The sequence below is a fragment of the Pantoea sp. alder81 genome (assembly GCF_020179835.1).
In the GTDB taxonomy this organism is placed as follows: domain Bacteria; phylum Pseudomonadota; class Gammaproteobacteria; order Enterobacterales; family Enterobacteriaceae; genus Pantoea.
On the sequence record NZ_JAIUDA010000002.1, the window covers coordinates 902,593 to 926,309 of the forward strand.

Genomic DNA, 23,717 nt, shown 5'->3' on the forward strand with positions numbered 1-23,717 from the left:
AACGATGGGGGACAGGAACCAATCCGTTACGCTTTATTTTATATCTATTGGTACGGGTGCAATGCCCGTAATTCGGCGCTTGTGAGCAAGGACACATCGCAAGTGAGAGTGATTCTCGCTACAAGGCGGCAGGATTGTACCACCTGGTTCATTAGAAAGTGAACATCCATAACGAAGGAGTTACTGGGCAATAGCATTTTTGCTACAAAACCAGTCATAAGTTATTAATAAATATGAGGCTGAATCAAAGTGTAATTTTTGATGTTGAGAAGAGGTCAGAGTGGGATAGGTAGCAGGTATCGTGCGGTGGGGGCGAAAAAAAAGGGCCCCATCAGGGCCCTCATCAGATTAACGCTTGTTCTTCTTCAGATGCGACATCAGTCGCTGGCGTTTACGCTGCTGCGTCGGTGTCAGCAGGTTGCGCTTGCCCGCATACGGGTTGTCGCCTTCTTTGAACTGAATACGAATCGGCGTACCCATGACATTCAGTGAACGGCGGAAGTAGTTCATCAGGTAACGTTTGTAAGAATCGGGCAAATCCTTCACCTGGTTACCGTGAATCACCACGATCGGCGGGTTGTAACCACCGGCATGGGCATATTTCAGCTTCACGCGACGACCGCGCACCAGCGGTGGCTGATGGTCATCTGCCGCCATGGTCATCACGCGCGTTAACATCGCGGTGCCGACACGTTTGGTCGAGCAGTCGTAAGCTTCGGTCACGGATTCGAACAGGTTACCTACGCCGCTGCCGTGCAGTGCCGAGATAAAGTGAATGCGCGCAAAGTCGATGAAGCCCAGGCGGAAGTCCAGCATCTCTTTGACTTCATCACGCGCTTCCTGCGTCATGCCATCCCACTTGTTGACCACAATCACTAGTGAGCGGCCACTGTTCAGGATAAAGCCCAGCAGCGACAGATCCTGATCGGAGATGCCTTCACGCGCATCAATCACCAGCATCACCACGTTGGCATCTTCAATGGCCTGCAGCGTTTTGATGACGGAGAATTTCTCAACGGTTTCGGTGACCTTGCCGCGCTTACGCACACCGGCGGTATCAATCAGCACGTATTCGCGCTCATCGCGTTCCATCGGAATGTAGATGCTGTCGCGCGTGGTGCCCGGCATGTCAAAGACCACAACGCGATCTTCGCCAAGAATGCGGTTAGTCAGCGTTGACTTGCCAACGTTAGGACGGCCAACAATAGCCAGCTTGATCGGCAATGTGGTGGGGTCGAAGTTTTCTTCTTCCTCTTCCGCCAGCGCCTTCTCGTCCTCTTCTTCTTCTAACGCAGCCCAGTAAGCGGCGTTCTCTTCTTCTTCCGTCAGCTCAACGTCTGGAACCTTTTCGTCCATCCACGGCAGCAGCGCAGCTTCCAGCAGGTTGTTCACACCGCGACCGTGTGAAGCCGCAATCGGGTGAATTTCACCCAAGCCCAGCGCATAGAAATCCAGCACTGCCGCATCAGGATCCAGACCGTCAGTTTTGTTCGCGACCAGGAAAGTGGCTTTTTCACGCGAACGCAGGTGATTGGCGATCTGCTGATCGGCCGGCATCACACCCGCACGCGCATCCACCAAAAACAGCACCACATCCGCTTCTTCAATCGCTAACAGCGACTGTTCCGCCATGCGGTTCTCGACGCCTTCCTCGGTGCCATCGATACCGCCGGTATCAATAACAATGAATTCGCGCCCTTCCACTTCGGCGCGACCATATTTGCGATCGCGAGTCAGTCCAGGAAAATCCGCTACCAGCGCATCACGTGTGCGCGTTAAGCGGTTAAATAGCGTAGATTTTCCCACATTGGGACGCCCAACCAGCGCGACCACAGGTACCATAACACTTGCCTCAGTTTTGAAAATAAATCGCCCGAATGGCGTGATTATAACGACATTTGCCGGAAGGCGTCAGGCTGAAGGCGCAAAGAATACCATGCCTGACAGAAAACGAAACGGCCCCTGACGAATCAGGAGCCGTATAAGCGAGCAGGAAACAGGTTCCTGCAGAGCCAAATTTTAACGCGTGATGGCATAAACTTCGCCGCCTTTCGCCTGGATCAGCAGCTTGTCACCGGCAACCACCGGGTCAGTCTGGAAGCCATCACTGTCCAGTTTCTGCTGCGCTACAAAGCGCCCGTCCAGGGTGTTAATCCAGTGCACGTAGCCTTCGCTATCGCCGACTACCAGATAACCGTTGAACAGCGCAGGTGAAGTCAGGTTGCGGTGCAGCAGATCGCTTTGACGCCAGATAGCCACGCCACCGTCGGCATTAAGCGCAATCACGCGGTCATCCTGATCAACCAGGTAGATACGACCCGCATCAACCACCATGTCTTTCACGCCGCCGATTTCGCGTTTCCACAAAATCTGGCCTGAACGCAGTTCAAGCGCGGTCAGATTACCGTTGTAAGCCAGCGCGTAAATGACGCCGTTAACGACAACAGGCGTGGTATCCACATCGCTCAGACGATCAATCTCTGTGGCGCCGCTTGGCTGCGAAATACGCTGCTGCCAAATCAACTGACCCTGGTTCATGATCACCGCGCTTACGCGGCCATTGTCGCCACCAACAATCGCACCACCGAATGCTACGGTCGGTGCAGATTCACCGCGCAGTGACAGCGCAGGCATGTCGAGGTTGACGCTCCACTTGATCGCGCCAGTGCTCTGATCCAGCCCCTGCAACATACCGTTGCTGGTATGAATCAGCACCAAACCATCGCTGACAACCGGACGTGACAGCGCTTCACCAGCGACCTTGGTCTGCCAGGCGATGCTGCCATCGCTGTTGTTCAAGGCAAATACCTGACCGCGCTCGCTGCCGATATAAATGCGATCGCTGGTGGCAGTAATACCGCCAGAGAGCAGCGCGGAGATGTTTTTCGAGAAGAAACCGGTTTTCTCAGAAAGATCGACTTTCCATTTCTCTTTACCGTTGCTGGCATCCAGTGCTTTTACCACACCAAAGCGGTCGGCAGCATAGACGGTGCCATCCTGCCAGGCCGGATGCAGATTGGAATAGAAATCGCCAACGCCGTCACCCACAGAGGTGCTCCAGGCAGTCTGTGGCGTAAACTGGTTTTCCACTTTCGGCAGCGGAGCCATTTTTACTACATCTTCTTCGCCGCTGAACAGCGAGCAACCGCTGAGCAGAGTGACTGAAATCAGCCCTGGCAGCAGGTATTTACGTAATTCCATGTGCGCTCTCTTGACTGGCTTAACTTAAGTTATTCATCTTCATTTGCAGCATTTGCTTCAGCGCAGGAGAGGCCTGCGATTCAGCACCTTTGCTCCAGGCATCACGTGCGCCCTGCTTGTCGCCTTTGCTTAGCAGTGCTTCGCCACGAATGTCCGCAATAATGGCTGTCCAGCCATCACCCTTAACATTGTTAAGAGTAGAAAGTGCGGCATCGGCCTGATTTTGCTGCAATTGAATGCGCGCCAGACGCAGGTTAATCACCGCCTGCAGGTTGGCATCTTTGGTATCTTTCAGCCCGCTCTGAAGCAGCGTGATGGCTTTATCTAACTGATTCGCTTCAACGTACTGTTTCGCCAGATCCAGCGAAGCCAGTGCACCATAGGTGTTGTTGTTTTCATTGGCAAAAGCGGCAACCGCTTCCAGCGTCTGCGGCTTGTCAGCCTGCATCGCAGTGGTCAGCTGTTGATACTGCGCCGATGCGGCTTTATCCGCACCATCCTGATGGCTGGACCAGTAACGCCAGCCACCCAGCGCAGCGATGCCGATGATCACACCCACAGCCAGTGCTTTGCCATTATTCGCAAAGAACTGACGCAGTGCGTCAACCTGTTCGTTTTCGTTGCTGTAAACTTCCACGCAATCCCTCTCCTTTAAATGGCTGTTGCAGTGCTGCGTTTACTGCAGCAGCGTGCGCAATGTCGCAGCGGCTTCGCTTTGGGCAACGGTTTGTTGATCGCCAGTGCTCAGGTTTTTAATCACTACCTGACCGGCTTTCACTTCGTCTTCGCCCAGCACCAGCGCAATGCGTGCGCCCCACTTGTCTGCACGGCCAAACTGCTTCTTGAAGTTACCGCCACCGAAGTTGGTCATCAGCTTCAGCGCCGGGTCTGCATCACGCAGTTTTTCCGCCAGTTGCATCGCAGCGGACTGAACGCCCTGCCCCGAAGCGATAACATAGACATCAACAATGCGCGTCGGTTCAAATTCTGGATTAACCGCTTGAACCAGCAATACCAAACGCTCAAGCCCCATGGCAAAACCGACCGCTGGCGTAGCGCGACCACCCAGTTGTTCAACCAGGCCATCATAGCGTCCGCCGGCGCACACGGTGCCCTGTGAGCCTAAGCTGTTGGTCACCCACTCAAACACGGTGCGGTTGTAGTAATCGAGACCACGCACCAGACGTTGATTCACGGTGTATGCGATACCCGCGTCATTCAGCAGGCTGCACAGCCCGTCGAAGTGCGCGCGTGAATCTTCATCGAGATATTCATTCAGCGTCGGCGCATCGTTCAGCAGCAGTTGGATATCCGCGTTTTTGCTGTCGAGTACGCGCAACGGATTGCTGTACATACGACGTTTACAATCTTCATCCAGCTTGTCTTTATGCTGCTCAAGGAAGGCCACCAGCGCGTCGCGGTAATTCGCGCGAGCTTCCAGTGAACCAATAGAGTTGAGTTCGAGACTAACGTGTTCTGAGATACCTAACGCTTTCCACCAGCGCGCGGTCATCATAATCAGTTCGGCATCCACATCCGGTCCTTGCAGACCAAAGACTTCCGCACCAATCTGATGGAACTGGCGGTAACGACCTTTCTGTGGACGCTCATAGCGGAACATCGGACCGATGTACCACAAACGCTGTTCCTGATTGTACAGCAGACCATGCTCAATACCGGCGCGCACGCAGCCCGCGGTGCCTTCCGGACGCAGGGTCAGACTTTCACCGTTGCGGTCGTCAAAGGTGTACATCTCTTTTTCAACCACATCGGTGACTTCACCGATGGCGCGTTTAAACAGCGGGGTCTGCTCTACAATCGGCAAACGGATTTCGCTAAAGCCATAACTGGCCAGCACCTGCTTCAGGGTGCCCTCAATACGCTGCCAAATCGCGGTATCCGCCGGCAGGTAATCGTTCATCCCACGGATCGCTTGAATATTCTTCGCCACGTTAGAATCTCTTAATACAAAAAAACCTGTCCGGCATCATACCTTATGGGGATGAAACCGCACAGGTTCATTCAAAAACGGGTACGCGACGGGCGCGTACCTTCCCTTATTTTTCCAGCTGCTGCACATTAATGCGGCGGCTTTCATCCAGCATGCTGGCCTTAGCGCGAATGCGCGCTTCCAGCTGGTCGATCATGTCATCGTTATCGAGACGGTCGCGCTGACGCACCCCATCCTCGTAGAAGCCACTTTTGCGGCTACCACCGGTCACGCCCAACGTAGAGACGGTCGCTTCGCCTGGACCGTTCACCACACAACCGATAATCGAGATATCCATTGGTGTGATGATGTCTTCAAGACGTTCTTCCAGCGCATTCACCGTACCGATCACATCAAATTCCTGACGTGAACAGGTTGGGCAGGCGATGAAGTTAATACCGCGAGCACGAATGCGCAGAGATTTCAGGATGTCGTAACCGACTTTCACTTCTTCAACCGGGTCAGCGGCCAGTGAAATACGCAGTGTGTCACCAATCCCTTCGGCCAGTAACAGTCCGAGACCAATGGCTGATTTCACGGAACCCGCGCGCAAGCCGCCAGCTTCGGTGATGCCGAGGTGAAGGGGTTGATCGATAGCCTTGGCCAGCAAGCGATAAGATTCAACGGCAAGGAACACGTCAGAAGCTTTCACACTCACTTTGAACTGATCAAAGTTGAGACGATCGAGGTGATCAACATGGCGCATAGCGGATTCGAGCAGCGCCTGCGGCGTTGGCTCTCCGTATTTTTCCTGCAGATCTTTTTCCAGAGAACCGGCGTTAACACCGATACGGATGGGAATATTGTAGTGGCGGGCACAATCCACCACCTGGCGGATACGCTCGTTGTTGCCGATGTTGCCTGGGTTGATGCGCAGGCAATCCACGCCATATTCGGCGACTTTCAGTGCGATGCGATAGTCAAAATGAATATCCGCGACCAGCGGCACATTGACCTGTTGCTTAATCAGTTTGAACGCTTCAGCCGCATCCATAGTAGGAACGGAAACACGGACGATGTCCACACCGACACGCTCAAGCTGGCGAATCTGGTTAACCGTGGCTTCAACGTCCGTGGTGCGGGTGTTGGTCATTGACTGAACGGCAATGGGCGCGCCATCACCAACCGGCACCTTGCCGACGTAAATCCGCTTTGATTTGCGACGGATGATGGGTGCTTCGTTATGCATATTCTCTCTCCACAATTACCCGGAAAGCGCGCTGCGCGTTATTGCGCACCCAGCGTCAGACGGGCAACCTGGTTATTACGGATAAAACGACTTAAATCAACGGGCTGATTCTGATATTGCACGTCAACTGCTGTTGGAGCGCCAATTTTCAGACGATACGGAGGCGTTCCGGACAAGCTGAGCTTACCGCCGCTACGTTGCAATCCGCTGAACAGCTTCTTGCCGGTAGCATCGGTAACTTCTAACCAGCAGTCGGCTTTGAAATTCATGACCACGGTGTTCGGGTCGCCCGCTGGCTGGCTCACACCCGCATTAGCGGTTGGCATTTGGCCAGCTGGAATGCTGTTGGCCGGCGCCGGAGAGGTCGCCGCTGGCGGTGCGTTATCGATCGGTGCCTGGCTCGGTGAAACCACAGCGTTATCGCTGCTGGCTGCAGGCGCCGAAGTGTTAGCAGCATTGCTGTTGCTGGTACTCGGCGTAGTCACCGCACCGGCACCATTATCCACCGGCGTACCGGCGGCATTGGTATCAGTGTCAGTCGCGCTGTCAGTGCTGTTTTCACCCAGCGGAATCGACTGACTGTTATCGCTACTGCTGCCATTCTGGTCAGCCATTGAGACCAGATCGGCCTGCGAGGCTTTATGGTTTTGCCACCACCACGCGCCGGTCAGACCGATGACAACAAAAATCACCAACCAGGTGAAAATCATTAGCCAGCCATCACGCTTTTTACGGCGCTTACCTAACGAGAAGCTCTGCATTGGCTCAATTTTGGCCGCGCGCACCGGAGCCTGCTTCGCCATCATCGGCAACAGGTCATCTTCCGGCACATGCACCAGACGAGCATAAGATCGAATGTAACCGCGCAAGAACGTCGAGGCTAAATCAGCCGGTGACTTATCCTCTTCAATGTCTCGTACGGTAGAAAGTTTCAGGCACAGGCGTTCAGCGACATTTTGCTGAGTCAGCCCCATCTGCTCACGGGCCAGACGCAGGCGTTCACCTGTGGAATGTACTGCAGAATTCTCTTGAGTGGCTTCAGTATTCATTAGCTAAATAACGCTGGTACTGTATCGATTGTGGAAAACTTCGCGCCAACCGGTCGCCATAACGTATAACGTCAGCAGCGTTTCCCTGTTGCGCGGCGAAACGTATTTGTAACCACTGGCTCTCTGCCGTTGCCGGCAAACGCTGGTGGTACACTTCTAATAGCAGCGGAACCGCCAGGCGATCCTGCTGTTTGAGCCGCTTTTCCACTTCCGTAAGCAGTTGACTGCCCTGCTCCGGTGCGGCAATCAGCGCGTTGCTTAATGACTCGCGCGCTGAGGCACTCTCTCCAGCCTGCAGGTAACAATAGCCCGAAAACAGGAATGCATCCTGACGGGCTTCAATTTCCTGTGCAGCCATCGCCAGCTTAAACTGTTGATGCGCTTCGCCATACTGCCTTAAACCGCAAAGAAACGCACCGTAATTGTTAGCGATGTAGCCATTCGCTGGCGCTAACTGCTGGGCGCGCTGATAGTGCCAGTGTGTCTGCGCGCTATTCTGCTGCGCCTGTGCCAGCCGCGCAAGCGCCAGTGGCACACGATAATCCCGCGGTGCTGCACGCTCAGCGCGTAATAAATTACGCTGTGCTGCCTCAAAATCTTTCACTGCAAGGTAGTGCAACCCCAGCTGTAGCCGGATATCCGCAGCGCCTTGCTGAGCCGGAGAATTGACACACCCGGTTACAACAAAAACCGCCAACAACACCGCCGATAATCCCTTATGCATTTCAGTCTCTCCCTATGACATTGAGAGGAGAGACTGACACGGCTTACGCCCGGTGGGTATCACCTGGCACCGTGTTTCAGAGCGCCTTCACAGAGATGGTTTCACCGGCCATTTTCTTACGCAAGGTACGCTTGGTACGGTCGATAACATCACCCGCTAACTGACCACAAGCCGCATCAATATCGTCGCCACGCGTTTTACGCACGATGGTGGTAAACCCATAATCCATCAGTACTTTGGAGAAGCGATCGATACGGCTGTTTGAGCTACGGCCATAAGGCGCGCCCGGGAACGGGTTCCATGGGATCAGGTTGATTTTGCACGGCGTCTCTTTCAGCAGTGCAGCCAGCTCATGCGCGTTGTCGGTGCTGTCATTGATGTGATCCAGCATCACATACTCAATGGTCACGCGGCCCTGATTGGCGTTGGACTTACCGATGTAGCGTTTAACCGCCGCGAGGAAAGTTTCGATGTTGTACTTTTTGTTGATCGGTACGATTTCGTCACGGATGGCATCGTTTGGTGCATGCAGCGAAATCGCCAAAGCCACGTCGATCATGTCGCCCAGCTTATCCAGCGCCGGCACTACGCCAGACGTTGACAGCGTGACGCGACGTTTTGATAAGCCAAAACCGAAGTCATCCAGCATGATGTCCATCGCTGGCACCACGTTGTTCAGGTTAAGCAATGGTTCGCCCATGCCCATCATCACCACGTTGGTGATCGGACGCTGACCGGTGACTTTCGCTGCACCGATGATTTTCGCTGCACGCCACACCTGACCGATGATTTCGGAGACGCGCAGATTGCGGTTAAAACCTTGCTGCGCGGTCGAACAGAATTTGCACTCCAGCGCACAACCTACCTGCGAGGAGACGCATAGCGTTGCACGGTCTGCTTCCGGAATGTACACGGTTTCGACCAGCTGATCGCCCACGCGGATCGCCCACTTGATGGTGCCATCGCTGGAACGCATCTCTTCCGCCACTTCCGGCGCACGAATTTCAGCGCGTTCCATCAATTTGCCACGCAGCACTTTATTGATGTCAGTCATCTGCTCAAAGTCATCGCTGCAGTAGTGGTACATCCACTTCATGACCTGATCGGCACGGAAAGGCTTTTCGCCCATTTCGAGAAAGAACTCACGCATCTGCTGACGGTTAAGATCCAGCAGGTTAATTTTTTCTTTTTTTGGGGAAACAACCACGGGGGAAGCGGACGACGGCGTCACAATCTGTTCGGACATAATGTTCTCTGGCCTCGTTGTTACACGTTACGGCTCTGGTTAAGAATAGGAAAAAATAACGCCCTCGCTGAGCAAGGCTCAACAAGGGCGCATTATTGTACTACATCTGCTGCATGATGCCAGGGGGAACGACTTTACCAATGTTGAAAAGGTGTAAAGACGTTTATCCGCATCAGCAGCAACGCACTTAGCGAGTGCGTGGGCAGACTTCGTTCTCAGCGAAGAAGTAGGCGATTTCGCGTGCAGCAGATTCAGCTGAGTCAGAACCGTGGGTAGCGTTCTCAGTGAAGCTGTCAGCATAGTCAGCACGCAGAGTACCGGCCAGCGCGTTGTCTGGGTTGGTTGCACCCATCAGATCGCGGTGACGCTGAACGGCATTTTCGCCTTCCAGAACAGAAACAACCACTGGACCAGAAGTCATGAACTCAACCAGACCATCGAAGAATGGACGGCCTTTGTGCTCAGCGTAGAAGCCTTCAGCCTGCTCTTTGGTCAGGTGCAGCATTTTTGCGCCAACGATTTTGAAGCCTGCGCTTTCGAAACGGTTGTAAATAGCACCAATCACGTTCTTAGCGACGGCGTTTGGTTTAACGATAGAGAAAGTACGTTCGATTGCCATGATGACCTCTAGTTAGCATCCTGAAGAAACCGGGAGTTCGCTCCCGGTAAGAAAACGCGCCGATTATAGGGACATCATCGGGCGTTGCCTATTGCCGATTGGTGGAATTATCGAAAATAATTGATTTTTGTCGGGGCGAACACGCGCAAAATCTGGCATACGCGAACATCTAGCCACGAATAAATGAGACAGATGCCAGTTTACCCGCCTCATCCATCACCACCAGTTGATACTGGCCCGGCTCGCTAAGTACCAACGCCGCACTGCTTTGCCCCGCTTTCTGTTCAATCGGTTGCCCGTTCAAAAACCACCAGCGCTGCGAACCCTGCCCACCCTGAACCGTGACAGGCAGCATCAATACCACCTTACCCGGTAACGGCTGCACGCGCTGACCATTAATCACGCCAGTGATCAGCAGCGGTGGCGCGCTGTTCTGGTTCAATGGCGGGCAATGAGGGTCAATTGGCGGCAGTCGCTGCTCGCGGCGTTCCGCCATCAATAGCCAGGGTTCCAGCGGTAGTGGCCACATCAGACGATCCTGGCTCTGTGCATTGGGGCAATCTGCCGCCACGCGTAAGCCCTGAGGGTTGATCCAATAACGTTGACGTAAACCATTCACACCTTCCTGACCGGGCGCCAGCAGCGTCGGGGGCACCGTTTGGTTCAGTATCCAGCTCTGACGACGCTGGCGGCAGTTTTCGTCACCCAGCGGCAAAGGTTGGCCTCCAGGCCAGCAAATACTCATGGCGCTGACTGAATCCGGACGTGGATCGCGTGGTGCACCGCGCACCGACATATGCCCCGCCAGCAGGTTATTAACCTGGTTCATCACGGGCACGGCGGAGGCAAAGCCAAACTGACCGGCAACCGGCGTGGCATCCGGCCTGCCAACCCATACGCCAATTAAATAGCGCGGTGTGATGCCGATGGTCCAGGCATCGCGATAGCCATAACTGGTGCCAGTTTTCCATGCCAGCGGCGCAATATCAGGAATGGCAGCGGATGGCAGTGCTTCGCCCGCCAGAATACGTCGCACAATCCAGGCTGCACCCGGTGAAAGCAGCGGCCGCTCTTGCAATGGCTGATTGGGCAACCAGCGCAGTTGGGCGGCATTTCCCTGACGAGCAAAAGCGCTATAAGCCGTCACGATATCATCCAGCCGCGCACCCGTACCGCCAAGAACCAGCGACAGATTCGGCTCGGCTCCCGCCGGAAAGCGCAGGTTCAGGCCGACATTGCGCAAACGCGCCGCCACCGTCTTCGGGCCAAGCGCGTCCAGAAGCTGGACTGCAGGTAAATTCAGTGAACGTTCCAGCGCCTCGCTGGCACTCACCGGGCCGTGAAAGCCGGAGTCAAAGTTGCCGGGGCGATAATCACCGAAGCGGCGTGGCACATCCTGCAGCAGTGATTCACCGTGGATCAGACCATCATCCAACGCCATGCCATAAACAAAGGGTTTCAGCACCGATCCGGGCGACCGCACACTGGAGATCATATCCACATGACCAAAACGGCTGTCGTCATTGAATGACACTGAGCCGACATAGCCACGCACTTTCATATTGCTGTGATCCACCACCAGCAACGCCAGTGAAGTGCGCGGCGGCAGCTGGTTTTTTAATGACGATGCCAGACTCTCTAGCTCGCGCTGCAGTGACACATCAAGGGTCGAGGTAATTTTGTTGTCGGGAGAAAGCGACAGCAGGCGGCGTGCCAGCAGCGGTGCCATTTGCGGGGTCTGGCGCGGCGGCAACCACACCGCTTCCTGTTTGATATCCGCGACATCCTGCGCCGACCACACTTGATACTCTGCCAGCCGATCCAGCACTTTGTTGCGGGCGGCTTCCGCACGCTGTGGCCAGCGATCCGGACGAAGTCGGCTGGGTGCCTGCGGCAGTACGGCGAGCAACGCGGCTTCGCCTTTGGTCAGCTGCGACGGCGGTTTACCGAGCCACATCCAGCTTGCTGCGCCGATGCCTTCCACGGTGCCGCCAAAGGGTGCGCGATTGAGGTAGAGCGTAAGGATGTCGCGCTTGGATAAGTGCCACTCCAGTTGCAGCGCGCGCCAGGCCTGAATCATTTTACCGCTCAAAGTACGCGGTTGCGGATCGATCAGTCGCGCTACCTGCATCGTTAGCGTGCTGCCGCCTGACACGATGCCGTGATGCAGCAGGTTTTGCCCAATGGCACGCACAATCGCCATCGGATTGATGCCAGGATGGTGCCAGAACCAACGATCTTCGTAAGTGAGCAGCGCCTGAATATAGTCAGGCGAAACCTCCTCCAGCGTCACCGGATAGCGCCAGACGCCTTGCTTGTCGGCAAAGCGCCACAGTGGCGTGCCATCTTCAGCGACCACCACCCGCGCGGGCTGCACTTCCCGTAACGGCAAAGGATCAAGTCGATCCAGCAGCCACACGCCAGCTAACAGCAGCAGTAAAAAAAGCGGCAGCCAGCGCCACCGCTTTAAGGCATTACCCTTTTTCATCAACGCTTAACGCACATTCAGTTTTTCTGGCGTAGAGCCTATCGCGCGCCACTCCGGCACATACATCGACTCGACCTGCGGAGGGGGCAGACGATAGCTGCCCGGCGTCACCGCGCGTGCCAGATACAGCAACGTGCCCGGTGTATAACCATCCAGCGCCAGCGCAGCAACGAAGCGGTCATCACGGAACTCAATGTGTTTGATGTTGGCTTGTTGCATATCCATCATGCTCTCTTTCAGTGCATCGGCGCTGTCGCCCAGGCTGGCGCTGCTGTCACTCAGGTTCTGGTTTTCCAGTTCCAGCCCCGCCGGCAGCAAATCCACCACCAGCGCATCGCTAACGCGTTCGCTGGCCGCCACTTTCAACCGCACCACCAGCAATTCGCCACTTTTCAGGTTGGTGAGGTCTGCAGGCTTACCGTCCAGGGTGAAATACTCACGGCTGATTTTCAGCACGTTGCTCATGGGCGACGGTGCCGTTTGCGGATAACCCACCACATTCAGCGTGCCGTAAAGTGGCGACGCATTGTCGCTTTTCACTGACAAGCCCTGTCGCAGCTGGTCTTCACTGATACCCATGTTGAGTGCCTGATTGCTGCTCAGCGGCTCGCTTCTGCCCTGCAATGTGGCTTGCCAGTTCTCACCTTTGTGCTGTTGCAAGGTGCGCGCGGCAAGGAACAGCGCGTTATTTTCCTGTGTCGAGAACCAGCGCTGGCCATGCACCGCTTTCGCCAGATCAATCAGTAATGGCCCCTGCATATCGGGCAGCAGCTGGTTTTCTGTGATCAGCGCAAGAATCAGCGCACGGTCTCGTACCGGGCTACCGTAATCCCCCAGCCAGCTGTTGGGCTTGCGCTCCAGCCCGATACCCTGCGCCAGCGCTAACTGCGCGCGCTGTTGATCGCCCATCAGTTTCAGCGCCACACCCAGTTGCACCAGCGCCAGGCCTGATTTCGCCTGCTCACGCTTTTCATACAGCGCACGCAACGCACCGAGCGGTGCCTGCTGCTGACGCGCCAGTACCAACCCGGCGTATGCTTGCACACTGAAACGCAGGCCATCCGCATCACTGCTCCAGCTAGTTTCGATCTGTGCCGGGTCCTGCAGATAGCGCAGCAAGCGTTCATCGGCGCGACTGATCACCCCTTCCGGCACGCTGTAACCCGCTTCACTGGCGCGCAGCAGGAAATCAGTGACGTAAGCCGTCAGCCAGAACTCCTCCTGACTCTCTTTGCTCCACAAGCCAAAACTGCCATTGCCACGCTGCATACCTGCCAGGCGCGCAATACCGGTGGCGATCGACGCCCGGCGCGCCTCGTCGGTGCTGGTTTTTATACCCAGCGCATCCAGTTGCGCTTTGTTGGTGAACACCGATGGCCAGATGCCGCTGGCGGTCTGCTCAAGGCAGCCATAAGGATAGGCATACAGTTGGCTGATAAAGCTGGCAATATTCAGCGGCGGTCGATTGCTGAGCGACAGCTGTCCGGTCAGCGTATCCTTTTGCAGGCCGCTAAACGCACTCGCCACCACCTGCCAGCTTTGGCCCGTTTGCATCACATTGTCGAAACTCAGGGTTTGGGCTGGATAAGCCGGACGTACGCCGATGGTCCATTTACGCTCGCTGGGCGCCAAAGTTTCACCTGGCAGAGTCATGCCAGAGACCCTGACCTGCACCGCACCTTCACCGAAGGCACCCTGGGCTTTAACCGGGATTTGCAGGGTGGTGCGCGCGCCCTTCGCCAGTTGCACGCTGGAAATGACAGTGCCGTTCAGCGCAATCAGTCCCTGAGCGGTCACGTCGACTTTCAACGTCTGCGGCTGATCGGTCAGGTTGGTGAGATCCAGCGCCAGCGTCGACTGGTCACCGCTGGCCATAAAGCGCGGCGTCGCCAGTTCGCTGATAAGTGGTGCGGCCACCACCATTTTACGATCTGCCGAGCCGAAGCTGTCTGCACTCCATACCTGCGCCATCAAGCGTAACTCGCCATTAAAGGCCGGAATCGGAAGCTCGATCGTGCCTTCACCGTTAGCATCCAGCGTGACCGGCTGCAGCTGTTGCGCGACGATCTGCACATCGGTGACCGGCTTCTTACCGCCGCGTGACAGCGCATCGGCATCATCTCCGTCACCACCGAAACGCAGCGCCGCCAGCTTGCCTCCGCCTTCGATGAGCTGACCGTACACATCGTATTGATCGGCGTTATAGCGCTTGCGGCCAAAGAACGCGTCCCACGGATTTGGCGTTTTGTAATCAGTGATGCTCAACACGCCGCTGTCTACTGCTGACAACAAGACCTGAACCTGTTGAGGCAACTCGCCACCTTCACGGCTGGCTTTCACCTTCACTTTTACCGTCTGCTCAGGGCGGATTTTTTCGGGCGCATCGATCGCCAGATTGAGACGTCGCGCTTCGGTCGCCATCGGCAGATGCAGCAGACCCACTGCGCGTTTTGGTGTGGTGCCGTTGGCTTTATCGCCATCACGCACCACAATTGCGCTGATATAGAGATCGTGACGCTTCCAGCTTTCGTTAATCGGCACATCGATGGTCGCGCCACCTGCAGGTACTTCTAATGGCTGCCACCACAGCGTGCCGCTGCTGGATTCCACCATCAGATAGCCTTTACCGGCAGCCGGGGATTCCACCTGCACTTTTGCGGTATCACCCGGTTGGTAGGCGCTTTTATCGATTTTCAGTTTGACCTGATCGGGACGGAGCGCACCGGTGCCATCGGTATTGTCCTGCCACCAGTAGCCCGCATTGAAGCGCACGCTGCTGACAATGTTCTCGCCCGCATGCACTTCCAGACGATAAGTGCCCCACTCCACCGGGAAGCTGATTTTCTGGCTGCCGCCCGCAGCGATAGTGATGCGCTGCTCGTCTTCCTGCAGATCCTTCTGGTCATAACGCGACTGCCACCCTTCGCTGTCTGAGAAGCTCCAGAAGTAGTCACGGCGTTCATGGATAAGGCGCACATCCAGATCCTGCGCCGCCAGTTTTTCGCCTTGCGGATTGGTATAAACAACATCAAATTCCGCCAGGCCGTTTTCAGGCACGGTCGGTTCATCGCGATAACGATCGGTGCGATAGTCATACACCGACTCACTGTTAAACAGCGGACGAATTCCCGGCAGTGCAGGCGCGGGCCAGATCGATTGGGTGGCACGACGTGTCACCGGACGGCCGCCAGTTTCCAGCAGACTGGCTTGCAGAATGAGATTGAGTGGTGAATGACTTTCTGCCCAGCTGCTTTCTACGTTGAGCTGCAGCTTGCCGCTCTCATCCAGCTTCTCATCGACTTCATCCAGACTGCGTTTCAGTTCCTCTGTGACATCGCCGAACTGATAGCCAGGCAGCGCTGCCACGGCTTCACGCGCCGGGCGCAGGAACAGCTGCCCCTGCAACTCATTGCCGGCAGCCGGTGCGCCATACAGATAACGGCCCTCGACATCAAATGTCACCGAGGCGTCCGGAGCCACCGGCTGTTCGCTGTTGCTCAATGCCAGTGCCATACGTTCCGGGAGAAAATCCTCGACATGGAACGTCCAGCTACGCGGCTGGTTGTCGCCACTGTTGATGCGCAGCGACCATTCACCGGTCATGGCTGAAGCCGGCAGTGCAAAGCGCTGCTGGTACACACCGTTTTCCGGCTGCCAGACGAAGGTTTGGGTGACTTCACCATTGGGCTGCAGCACTTCGGCTTTCACCGGTTGTGGCGGCAGCGGCTTGCCATCGGCATCACGCAGTAACGCGTTGACGATCACCGTTTCTCCGGGGCGATAGAGATCGCGCGGACCAAACAAGAAGAACTGCTTGTCATAACCCTGCGGGCCATCAATCGGGAATTCGGCGAGATCCAGTGCTGGGCGATTGAGATCGATCAGTGAAGTTTGCCCTTTCTGCGTTGCCAGCAGCAACTTGCCTTTGGCATTGGCGGGCAGGCGAAGATGGCCATTGCTGTCACTGGTGCCACTCGCCAGCTGTTGGCCTTTCTCATCCAGCAGTTGCACATTGACGTCATCCAGCGGTGCGCCATTGGCGAGACTTTGCGTAAACAGTCCCAGTTGATCCGGGAAGCTGTGCAGCGATACACCAATATCACTGAGTGTGAACAAGGTCGCTGGCTGCGTGTAGTTATAGGTGCCAGCCTGTTTCATGACGGCCAGATAGACACCGGGCTGCTTGAGTGCGTCGACATCGCCAAGCGGTAACTGCAACTTTTCACGGGTGTTGCGTGCCGGATTGAGATCAAAACGTCCGCTATAGACCAGATCGGCATTTTTCAGTAAATCGCGTGATTCCCAGTACGACAGGTTATTACCGTAATTCCACTGGGCGAGAAAATCGGCCAGTGCGGCGCTTTTCACCCGGAAGAAATCGACATCAATGTTGTTCACATTGAGTGCCAGCACCGGTAAACCCTGCGTCAGGCGCAGCGGCAGCAGTGATCCCCGACTGGCGAATCCCACCATCGGCTGGATATCGCGGGTGGTGAACGTTTGGCTGAATGGACTGGATAAGGTACTGCCATCGGCGGCCTTGAGGCCAGCATCGACGGTCACCGTTAATTTGCGCGACGGTTCAGGATGGCGGAAGCGTAGCGCCTTGCCATTCTGCGCCAGTTCCCAACCGCCATCGACCTTGCCGCTTTTCTCATCGCTGATATGGACCCGCGCGTTCAGGTCCTGTTTGCTATCGATCGCGCTGTTAAAACTCAGCACCAGTGCTGATGCGCCATCCAGTTGCAGCTCGGAAAGGTCGATCACCGAGATCGTTTTCGCTGCATGTTGAACCACAGGCGTATCCTCAGCCTGCGCAGGCAGCAAAGCGCCGCCCAATAGTGTTCCGCCGATCAGCATGCTGAGCAGCAGTCGATTAACACGTTTTGCCATGGTAAGTCCCTCACCAGCCCCAAAGGTTAAAATAGTGTGCTGCGCAATTTCACATCAACCTACTCACTTTAGCAACGATACCCTTGAGATAGCGTTCACATTCCCGGACACTGGCTCTTTCCATTTTCCGATGATTGAGAAGAGGTTGTTGCGATGACAGCTCCCCTGTTTGTCTCTGCCGATTGGTTAAAAGAGCATTACACCGATGAAACGTTGCAGGTTTTAGATGCGCGCATGTTGCCGCCAGGTCAGGAAGCGGTTCGCGATCTTCAGGCCGAATATCTGGCGGGGCATTTGCCGGATGCACCGTTTTTCAACATCGAAGCCTTATCCGATCACACCAGCGCTTACCCGCATATGATGCCGCGCCCGGAAGCTTTTGCCGTCGCGATGCGCGAACTGGGTGTTAATCAGGATAAGCATCTGGTGGTGTACGACGAAGGTAACCTGTTCTCCGCGCCACGCGCATGGTGGATGCTCCGCGCCTTTGGCTGTGTGAACGTGTCCATTCTGGCGGGCGGTTTGCAGGGCTGGAAAGCGGCAGGATTTGATGTGGCATCGGGCCCGGTTAATCTGCCGGAAGGCGAGTTCGAAGCCCATTACGATCAGGGTCTGGTGAAACGCCTGACCGATGTGTTGTTGATCAGCCATGAAGGCGGCGCGCAGATCGTTGATGCCCGAGCGGCTAACCGCTTTAACGCAGAAGTGGATGAACCGCGTCCGGGCCTGCTGCGCGGGCACATCCCGAATAGCCTGAATATGCCGTGGAACAATCTGGTGGCGAACGGCGAACTGAAGCCGGCAGCAGAGTTACGCGATCTGTTTGAGAAAGCCGGTATCAAACTGGATCAGCCGATTATTGCCAGCTGCGGTTCGGGTGTCACCGCGGTGGTGGTGATTCTGGCGCTGACGTCGCTGGGCGTGCGTGACGTCACGCTGTATGACGGCTCCTGGGGCGAATGGGGCAGCCGCGACGACTTACCAATTGAGAAATAAAGTTTAGCTAGCCGCTTAAACTGCTGAGCATGGCAATAAAGGGGGGTTGCAGAACAAACTTCTGAGCCTGCCAATGATGATTTGACTACCGCGCAACAAATTGCGCCGCTACCAGATAAGTGCGATCTGTAGCGGCGCGATCAGATAAGTGCGATCCGTAGCGGCGCGATTTATCGCGCGTATCTTAAGCCGGACGATGGCTGTCAGATGCGCAATAAATTGCACCGCTACTAGCGATGTTTAGATAATCCGCTGACTGCCTTTGAAGTCGCGCAGGAAACTCCCCCAGCGACGCTCATAAAACGGCGTAATATGCGCGGTGAAGAAGTGGCTGACGCCTTTCTCATCGACCACCACTTCGCAGATATCAATCGGTGCGTCATCCGCCAGCGTATCGGTTGCCACGCTGCCTGCCGCCTGAATAATCTCATCGATATTGCTATCGGCTTCGATACCGATCAGCAGATTCGGCTCTTCCATGGCACTCTCACGAATGCTGGCGATGTAAGCACGGCGCACCTGCTTATACTTGGCAAACAGCTGCGTCAGTGAATCAATCATCTGCGCTGGTGGCTCAGCCACTTCTGATAACAGCAGCGCATGACCGCCCTCCAGCACCGTTTGCTGACTGAGCGCACTGCCCTCTTCACCGATCAGATGGGCGATTTCACCTGGCGAAAACTCTTTACCCGCCGGTAATTTGGGATTGAGGAACAAGCTCTCACCCATGGTCATTTCGAACAGTGTACGGGCTGGCAGGCGCAGGTAAGGCTGCTGCTCTTTGATCGCTTCAGCCATCGCCTCTTCTGAGGTGAAGAACGGGATAACACTGCCGCCGCCCTCTTTTTCCCAATGCTGCAACTCCACAGGCGAGGTGGCATCAAACTGCTCTGCAGAACTTTCCCCTGGCACCCAAATGTCAGATTCCAGCAGCAGTTGAAAGAACTCCGGACGGTGCGCAGGCTCAGTGGCGGCCAGCTTCAGCACCTCTTCAAGACGATTGCTCATTTATCAAGTTCCAAAAAAACGGCAAGCTCATGTATGAGGTTTGCCGCTTAAGCGCTGTTCGGTCGCCATCAATGACGACCCTACACAATACTAATGAAGGGTGCACATCCACGTGCGACCTGACGTAGGGTACACATCAATGTGCGATCCGACGAAAGGTGAACATCTATGTGCGACCTGACGTAGGGTGCGCATTCATGCGCACCGGTTTTATTTCAGTAACAGATTGGCGATGGTGCGCACGCCAAGACCGGTGGCACCAGCTGACCATTGATCCACCGCACTTTTGCGGTAGGTCGCAGAACAGTCGATGTGCAGCCATCCTTGCTGATACTTGCTCACAAAGTGAGAAAGGAACGCCGCCGCGCTGCTGGCACCTGCTGCATGCGCCGGGCTGGCAATGTTGTTCAGATCGGCAAAGTTTGACGGCAGATGGCTACGATGGAACTCCGCTAGCGGCAGACGCCAGAAGGCTTCATTTTCACCGGTTGCGCTGCCCAGCAGTGATTCCGCCAGCACATCATCAAAGGTAAACAGGGCGTGATAATCGTTGCCCAACGCCGTTTTCGCTGCACCGGTCAGGGTGGCTGCATCAACCAGCAACTCAGGATTTTGCTCGCTGGCATCGATCAGGCCATCGGCCAGCACCAGACGTCCTTCCGCATCGGTGTTCATCACTTCCACGGTTTTACCGTTACGGTAACGGATAATGTCGCCGAGACGGAACGCGTTACCGCTCACCATGTTGTCTGCGCAGCACAAGTACAGCTTCACGCGTTTGTTCAGACCGCGTGAAATCGCCAGCGCTAAGGCGCCAGTGACAGTGGCCGCGCCGCCCATGTCGGACTTCATCGAATCCATAAAGCCGCTCTGCTTCAGGCTATAGCCGCCGGTGTCAAAGGTGATGCCTTTGCCAACCAGACAAGCGTAAACCGGGGCATTTTCATCGCCGGTGGGGTTGAAGTCGAGCGCCAGCAGCACCGGCGCGCGGGTTGAACCACGGCCTACGGTGTGAATGCCGGCGTAACCCTGCTCACGCAGATCTTCGCCTTTGGTAATGCGATAGCTGACGGCATTGCCGCCCACTTCATTGATCAGATCGATGGCACTGTGCGCCAACTGCTCCGGACTCAGATCTTCCGCTGGCAGGTTGATAGTGTCGCGGACCCAGTCAACGATCTTCAGACGACGATCAAATTCAGTCTGATCGTTTTCGCTTAATGCTGGCCACTCTACCTGACGCTTACCTTTCGGGCTGCGATAGCCTTGCCAGAATGCCCAGCACTTCTCCAAATCCCACTCTTCACCACTCAGTGCAACATGGCGGATCCCCTGACCGTCCAGCTTACGCCCCGCGCGCTGGATGCTCATCAGCGCATCGGCGCCAGTCAGGTGGATTGTCATGCCACTTTCAGTGCTGCTCAGCAGTGCTTTTTCACCCCAGCGCGCATCGGCGGCCTGGGAGCTGAGCGTAATTGTCATCGGTTGTGTTGTCATCGCGTGGCTCCGTTTGCGTTAGGTGTCACCTTGCGCCAGAACCGGCGCAAGGGGTGCATGAATTAGCGGGACGTGGCGGGCGTTAATGCCCGTAAACGGCTTACCGCTTTATTGACCAGATCAATGGCGTAGTCAATTTCCTCTTCAGTAGTAAAGCGTCCCAGCGAGAAGCGCAGCGAGCTGTGTGCCAGCTCCTGCTCAACGCCCATGGCGCGCAATACATAAGAGGGTTCAAGACTGGCCGAGGTACAGGCGGAACCGGACGAAAGCGCCAGATCTTTCAGCGCCATAATCAGCGATTCGCCATCAACCTGAGCAAAACTGAGGTTGAGGATATTCGGTGCGCCCTGCTCAAGCGAACCGTTGATATTCACATTCTCTAACTGGCTGATGCCGTGCCACAGACGAGCGCGCATAGCCGCCAGACGCGCCATTTCACTGCTCATCTCTTCACGTGCAACGCGATACGCTTCGCCCATACCCACGATTTGATGTACTGGCAAGGTCCCGGAGCGCATACCGCGTTCATGACCGCCGCCGTGCATCTGCGCGTCGATCTGTAATTTAGGTTTACGACGCACCCACAGCGCACCAATGCCTTTTGGACCGTAGATCTTATGCGCTGAAAACGACATCAGATCCACCGGCAGTACCGCGACATCAATCGGCAATTTGCCGACGCTTTGGGTGGCATCAACATGGAACAGGATGTCACGCGCGCGGCACAAGGCACCCAACGCGGCGATATCCTGAATCACGCCGGTTTCGTTGTTCACATGCATCAGGGAAACCAGAACGGTATCGTCGCGCAGTGCGGCTTCCAGCATCGCAGGCGTGACAATGCCATCGCTGCCGGGTTGCAGATAGGTGACGTCGAAGCCTTCACGCTCCAGTTGCTGGCAGCTATCCAGCACCGCTTTGTGCTCAGTTTGGCTGGTAATAACGTGTTTGCCGCGCGCCTGATGGAACTGTGCCGCGCCTTTGATGGCGAGGTTATCAGCTTCGGTGGCACCGGAAGTAAAAACGATTTCACGCGGATCGGCATTGACCAGCTCTGCAATCTGATTGCGCGCCACATCAACGGCTTCTTCAGCCTGCCAGCCAAAACGGTGAGAACGGGAAGCGGGGTTACCGAAGGTGCCATCCAAAGTCAGGAACTGCATCATTTTGGTGGCAACACGCGGATCGGCAGGCGTTGTCGCTGCGTAATCCAGGTAGATCGGTAATTTCATTGCGCTAAAACTCCGTATAAAAAATCATACGTCTTTATAGCACGATTCAGCCCCGGCTGTGTGAACAGCAAGGGCTGAAGGAGAGCGGATTAAGCACGCAGATTAACGTTGATGGTTTCCTGCATACGATGCTGCTGGAAGCGGCGAGTATCGTTCATGTTCTGACGATCTGCCACATCAAGGATTTCCTGGTTGTTCACCAGTTCAGCCAGCGTGATGTTGTTGAGGAATTCGCTGATGCGTTCGCTCAGGTCACGCCACAGGACGTGAGTCAGGCAGCGTTCACCGCCCTGGCAGCCTTCTTTGCCCTGGCACTTGGTGGCATCAACGGATTCGTCAACAGCGGTAATGACCGCGCCAACGGCAATCGCGCCAGAATCTTTACCTAACAGATAACCGCCACCTGGACCACGAACGCTGGCCACTAAACCGTGCTTACGCAGACGTGAGAATAACTGCTCCAGATAGGAGAGCGAAATGCCCTGACGCTCAGAAATGTCAGCCAGCGGCACCGGGCCCTCGTTCGAGTGCAGTGCAACGTCCAGCATAGCGGTTACGGCATAACGTCCTTTGGATGTCAGTCTCATAGCATACAACCTCGTAAGCGTCCGTCCGGGTATCGGCGGGCTATCTGATGAATTGACGCCAGTCTGCCATTCCTGAGTAAAACGGTCAACTATTTAACCAAGTAATTTACTCAACTATTTAACCAACTGTTTTAGTCAACTATTACCCTTATCACCTTTGGGCTTTTGGAAGGATGCCAACATGCCGCGCAGGATGTTGAGTTCATCACGTTCCGGGCGCGCGCGGGTATAAAGACGGCGCAGTTTGCTCATCACCTGGCTTGGCGTGCCTTCGCGGATAAAGCCGCTCTCCAGCATCATCTTTTCAATGTGCTGATAGAAACGCTCCAGATCGTCTACCAGCGGATACGGCGACTCTTCTTCCTGCGGTTGTGGGTTGGCTTTTTCCTGCGCGTCCAGCCATGCCATACGCACTTCGTAAGCGATGATCTGCACCGCCATCGCCAGGTTCAGCGAGCTGTATTCCGGGTTTGCCTGAATGGCCACGTGATAGTGGCATTTCTGCAACTCTTCGTTGGTCAGGCCCACACGTTCGCGACCAAACACCAGTGCCACCGGTGCCTGCTGACCCTCTTCCACACTTTTGATACCGCATTCACGTGAATCCAGCATCGGCCATGGCAACGAGCGAGAACGTGCGCTGGTGCCGACAACCAGGCTACAGCCGGCAATCGCTTCGTCCAGCGTATCAACGATCTTCGCTTCGCCGATCACATCACTGGCACCCGCAGCGAGGGAGATGGCTTGTGAGTCAGGCTTCACCAGCGGGTTGACCAGATACAGATTGGTTAAGCCCATGGTTTTCATGGCACGGGCCACGGAACCCATGTTGCCGGTGTGCGAAGTTTCTACCAGTACGATTCGGATGTTATGCAGCATATTAGTGAGCAGGTAAGAAAATGATGGCGCGCATCCTAACATAAAAGTAGGACATTTGCTGAACACGCTGATATACTCCGCGCCGTTTTCCCCGTTCTTTAACATCCAGCGAGAGATAC

Annotated in this window: 17 protein-coding genes; 1 reads left to right on the plus strand and 16 read right to left on the minus strand. The window is 55.6% G+C overall.

Annotation, left to right across the window (positions count from 1 at the left end):
* Positions 1-348: 348 nt before the first annotated feature.
* The 11 genes from der to LBW88_RS09170 all read right to left on the minus strand — a co-directional run bounded on the left by der (position 349) and on the right by LBW88_RS09170 (position 17,399).
* A complete protein-coding gene (der, locus tag LBW88_RS09120) occupies positions 349-1,842 on the minus strand; it encodes a ribosome biogenesis GTPase Der (protein ID WP_224930572.1) in 1,494 nt (497 codons plus the stop codon).
* A 177-nt stretch (positions 1,843-2,019) separates the two neighbouring features.
* Positions 2,020-3,201, minus strand: coding sequence for an outer membrane protein assembly factor BamB (bamB, locus tag LBW88_RS09125; RefSeq protein WP_038645419.1), 1,182 nt, complete (start codon positions 3,199-3,201; stop codon positions 2,020-2,022).
* 19 nt (positions 3,202-3,220) lie between these two features.
* On the minus strand, positions 3,221-3,838 hold the full coding sequence (locus LBW88_RS09130; RefSeq protein WP_100701277.1) for a YfgM family protein: 618 nt from the start codon (positions 3,836-3,838) through the stop codon (positions 3,221-3,223).
* A gap of 39 nt (positions 3,839-3,877) precedes the next feature.
* Positions 3,878-5,152 carry a histidine--tRNA ligase gene (gene hisS, locus LBW88_RS09135; protein WP_224930569.1) on the minus strand — a complete coding sequence of 425 codons (1,275 nt, stop codon included), beginning with the start codon at positions 5,150-5,152 and terminating at the stop codon, positions 3,878-3,880.
* A 106-nt stretch (positions 5,153-5,258) separates the two neighbouring features.
* Positions 5,259-6,380 (minus strand): flavodoxin-dependent (E)-4-hydroxy-3-methylbut-2-enyl-diphosphate synthase, encoded by a 1,122-nt coding sequence (gene ispG, locus LBW88_RS09140; RefSeq protein ID WP_224930567.1) that lies wholly within the window; start codon positions 6,378-6,380, stop codon positions 5,259-5,261.
* Positions 6,381-6,418: 38 nt separating this feature from the next.
* The gene (gene rodZ / locus LBW88_RS09145; RefSeq protein ID WP_224930564.1) at positions 6,419-7,429 is read right to left on the minus strand and encodes a cytoskeleton protein RodZ; all 1,011 of its coding nucleotides are present in this window, start codon (positions 7,427-7,429) and stop codon (positions 6,419-6,421) included.
* Positions 7,419-8,153 (minus strand): type IV pilus biogenesis/stability protein PilW, encoded by a 735-nt coding sequence (pilW, locus tag LBW88_RS09150; protein ID WP_224930561.1) that lies wholly within the window; start codon positions 8,151-8,153, stop codon positions 7,419-7,421. The genes rodZ and pilW overlap by 11 nt, the downstream gene beginning before the upstream one ends.
* 76 nt (positions 8,154-8,229) lie before the next feature.
* Complete coding sequence (locus LBW88_RS09155; protein WP_224930559.1) at positions 8,230-9,399, minus strand: bifunctional tRNA (adenosine(37)-C2)-methyltransferase TrmG/ribosomal RNA large subunit methyltransferase RlmN; 1,170 nt, start codon at positions 9,397-9,399, stop codon at positions 8,230-8,232.
* A gap of 187 nt (positions 9,400-9,586) precedes the next feature.
* Entirely contained in the window at positions 9,587-10,018 is a 432-nt protein-coding gene (gene ndk / locus LBW88_RS09160) for a nucleoside-diphosphate kinase (protein ID WP_007884899.1), read from the minus strand.
* Positions 10,019-10,187: 169 nt separating this feature from the next.
* Entirely contained in the window at positions 10,188-12,506 is a 2,319-nt protein-coding gene (gene pbpC, locus LBW88_RS09165; protein ID WP_224930555.1) for a peptidoglycan glycosyltransferase PbpC, read from the minus strand.
* Between the two features lie 6 nt (positions 12,507-12,512).
* The gene (locus LBW88_RS09170; RefSeq protein ID WP_224930552.1) at positions 12,513-17,399 is read right to left on the minus strand and encodes an alpha-2-macroglobulin family protein; all 4,887 of its coding nucleotides are present in this window, start codon (positions 17,397-17,399) and stop codon (positions 12,513-12,515) included.
* A gap of 153 nt (positions 17,400-17,552) precedes the next feature.
* On the opposite strand from LBW88_RS09170, the gene sseA reads away from it, so the two are divergent.
* Positions 17,553-18,395, plus strand: a complete 843-nt coding sequence (gene sseA / locus LBW88_RS09175; RefSeq protein WP_224930549.1) for a 3-mercaptopyruvate sulfurtransferase — start codon at positions 17,553-17,555, stop codon at positions 18,393-18,395.
* Positions 18,396-18,635: 240 nt separating this feature from the next.
* Here the strand turns inward: sseA and sseB are convergent, their stop codons facing one another.
* From sseB to trmJ, 5 genes are all read right to left on the minus strand, one after another.
* Positions 18,636-19,403, minus strand: a complete 768-nt coding sequence (gene sseB, locus LBW88_RS09180; protein ID WP_224930546.1) for an enhanced serine sensitivity protein SseB — start codon at positions 19,401-19,403, stop codon at positions 18,636-18,638.
* A gap of 210 nt (positions 19,404-19,613) precedes the next feature.
* Positions 19,614-20,900: an aminopeptidase PepB gene (pepB, locus tag LBW88_RS09185; protein WP_224930544.1), complete on the minus strand. Its 1,287-nt coding sequence runs from the start codon at positions 20,898-20,900 to the stop codon at positions 19,614-19,616.
* A gap of 62 nt (positions 20,901-20,962) precedes the next feature.
* The gene (locus tag LBW88_RS09190) at positions 20,963-22,132 is read right to left on the minus strand and encodes an IscS subfamily cysteine desulfurase (RefSeq protein WP_224930542.1); all 1,170 of its coding nucleotides are present in this window, start codon (positions 22,130-22,132) and stop codon (positions 20,963-20,965) included.
* A gap of 89 nt (positions 22,133-22,221) precedes the next feature.
* The gene (iscR, locus tag LBW88_RS09195) at positions 22,222-22,719 is read right to left on the minus strand and encodes a Fe-S cluster assembly transcriptional regulator IscR (protein WP_224930540.1); all 498 of its coding nucleotides are present in this window, start codon (positions 22,717-22,719) and stop codon (positions 22,222-22,224) included.
* 135 nt (positions 22,720-22,854) lie between these two features.
* Positions 22,855-23,598 (minus strand): tRNA (cytosine(32)/uridine(32)-2'-O)-methyltransferase TrmJ, encoded by a 744-nt coding sequence (gene trmJ, locus LBW88_RS09200; RefSeq protein WP_224930537.1) that lies wholly within the window; start codon positions 23,596-23,598, stop codon positions 22,855-22,857.
* Positions 23,599-23,717 lie beyond the last annotated feature (119 nt).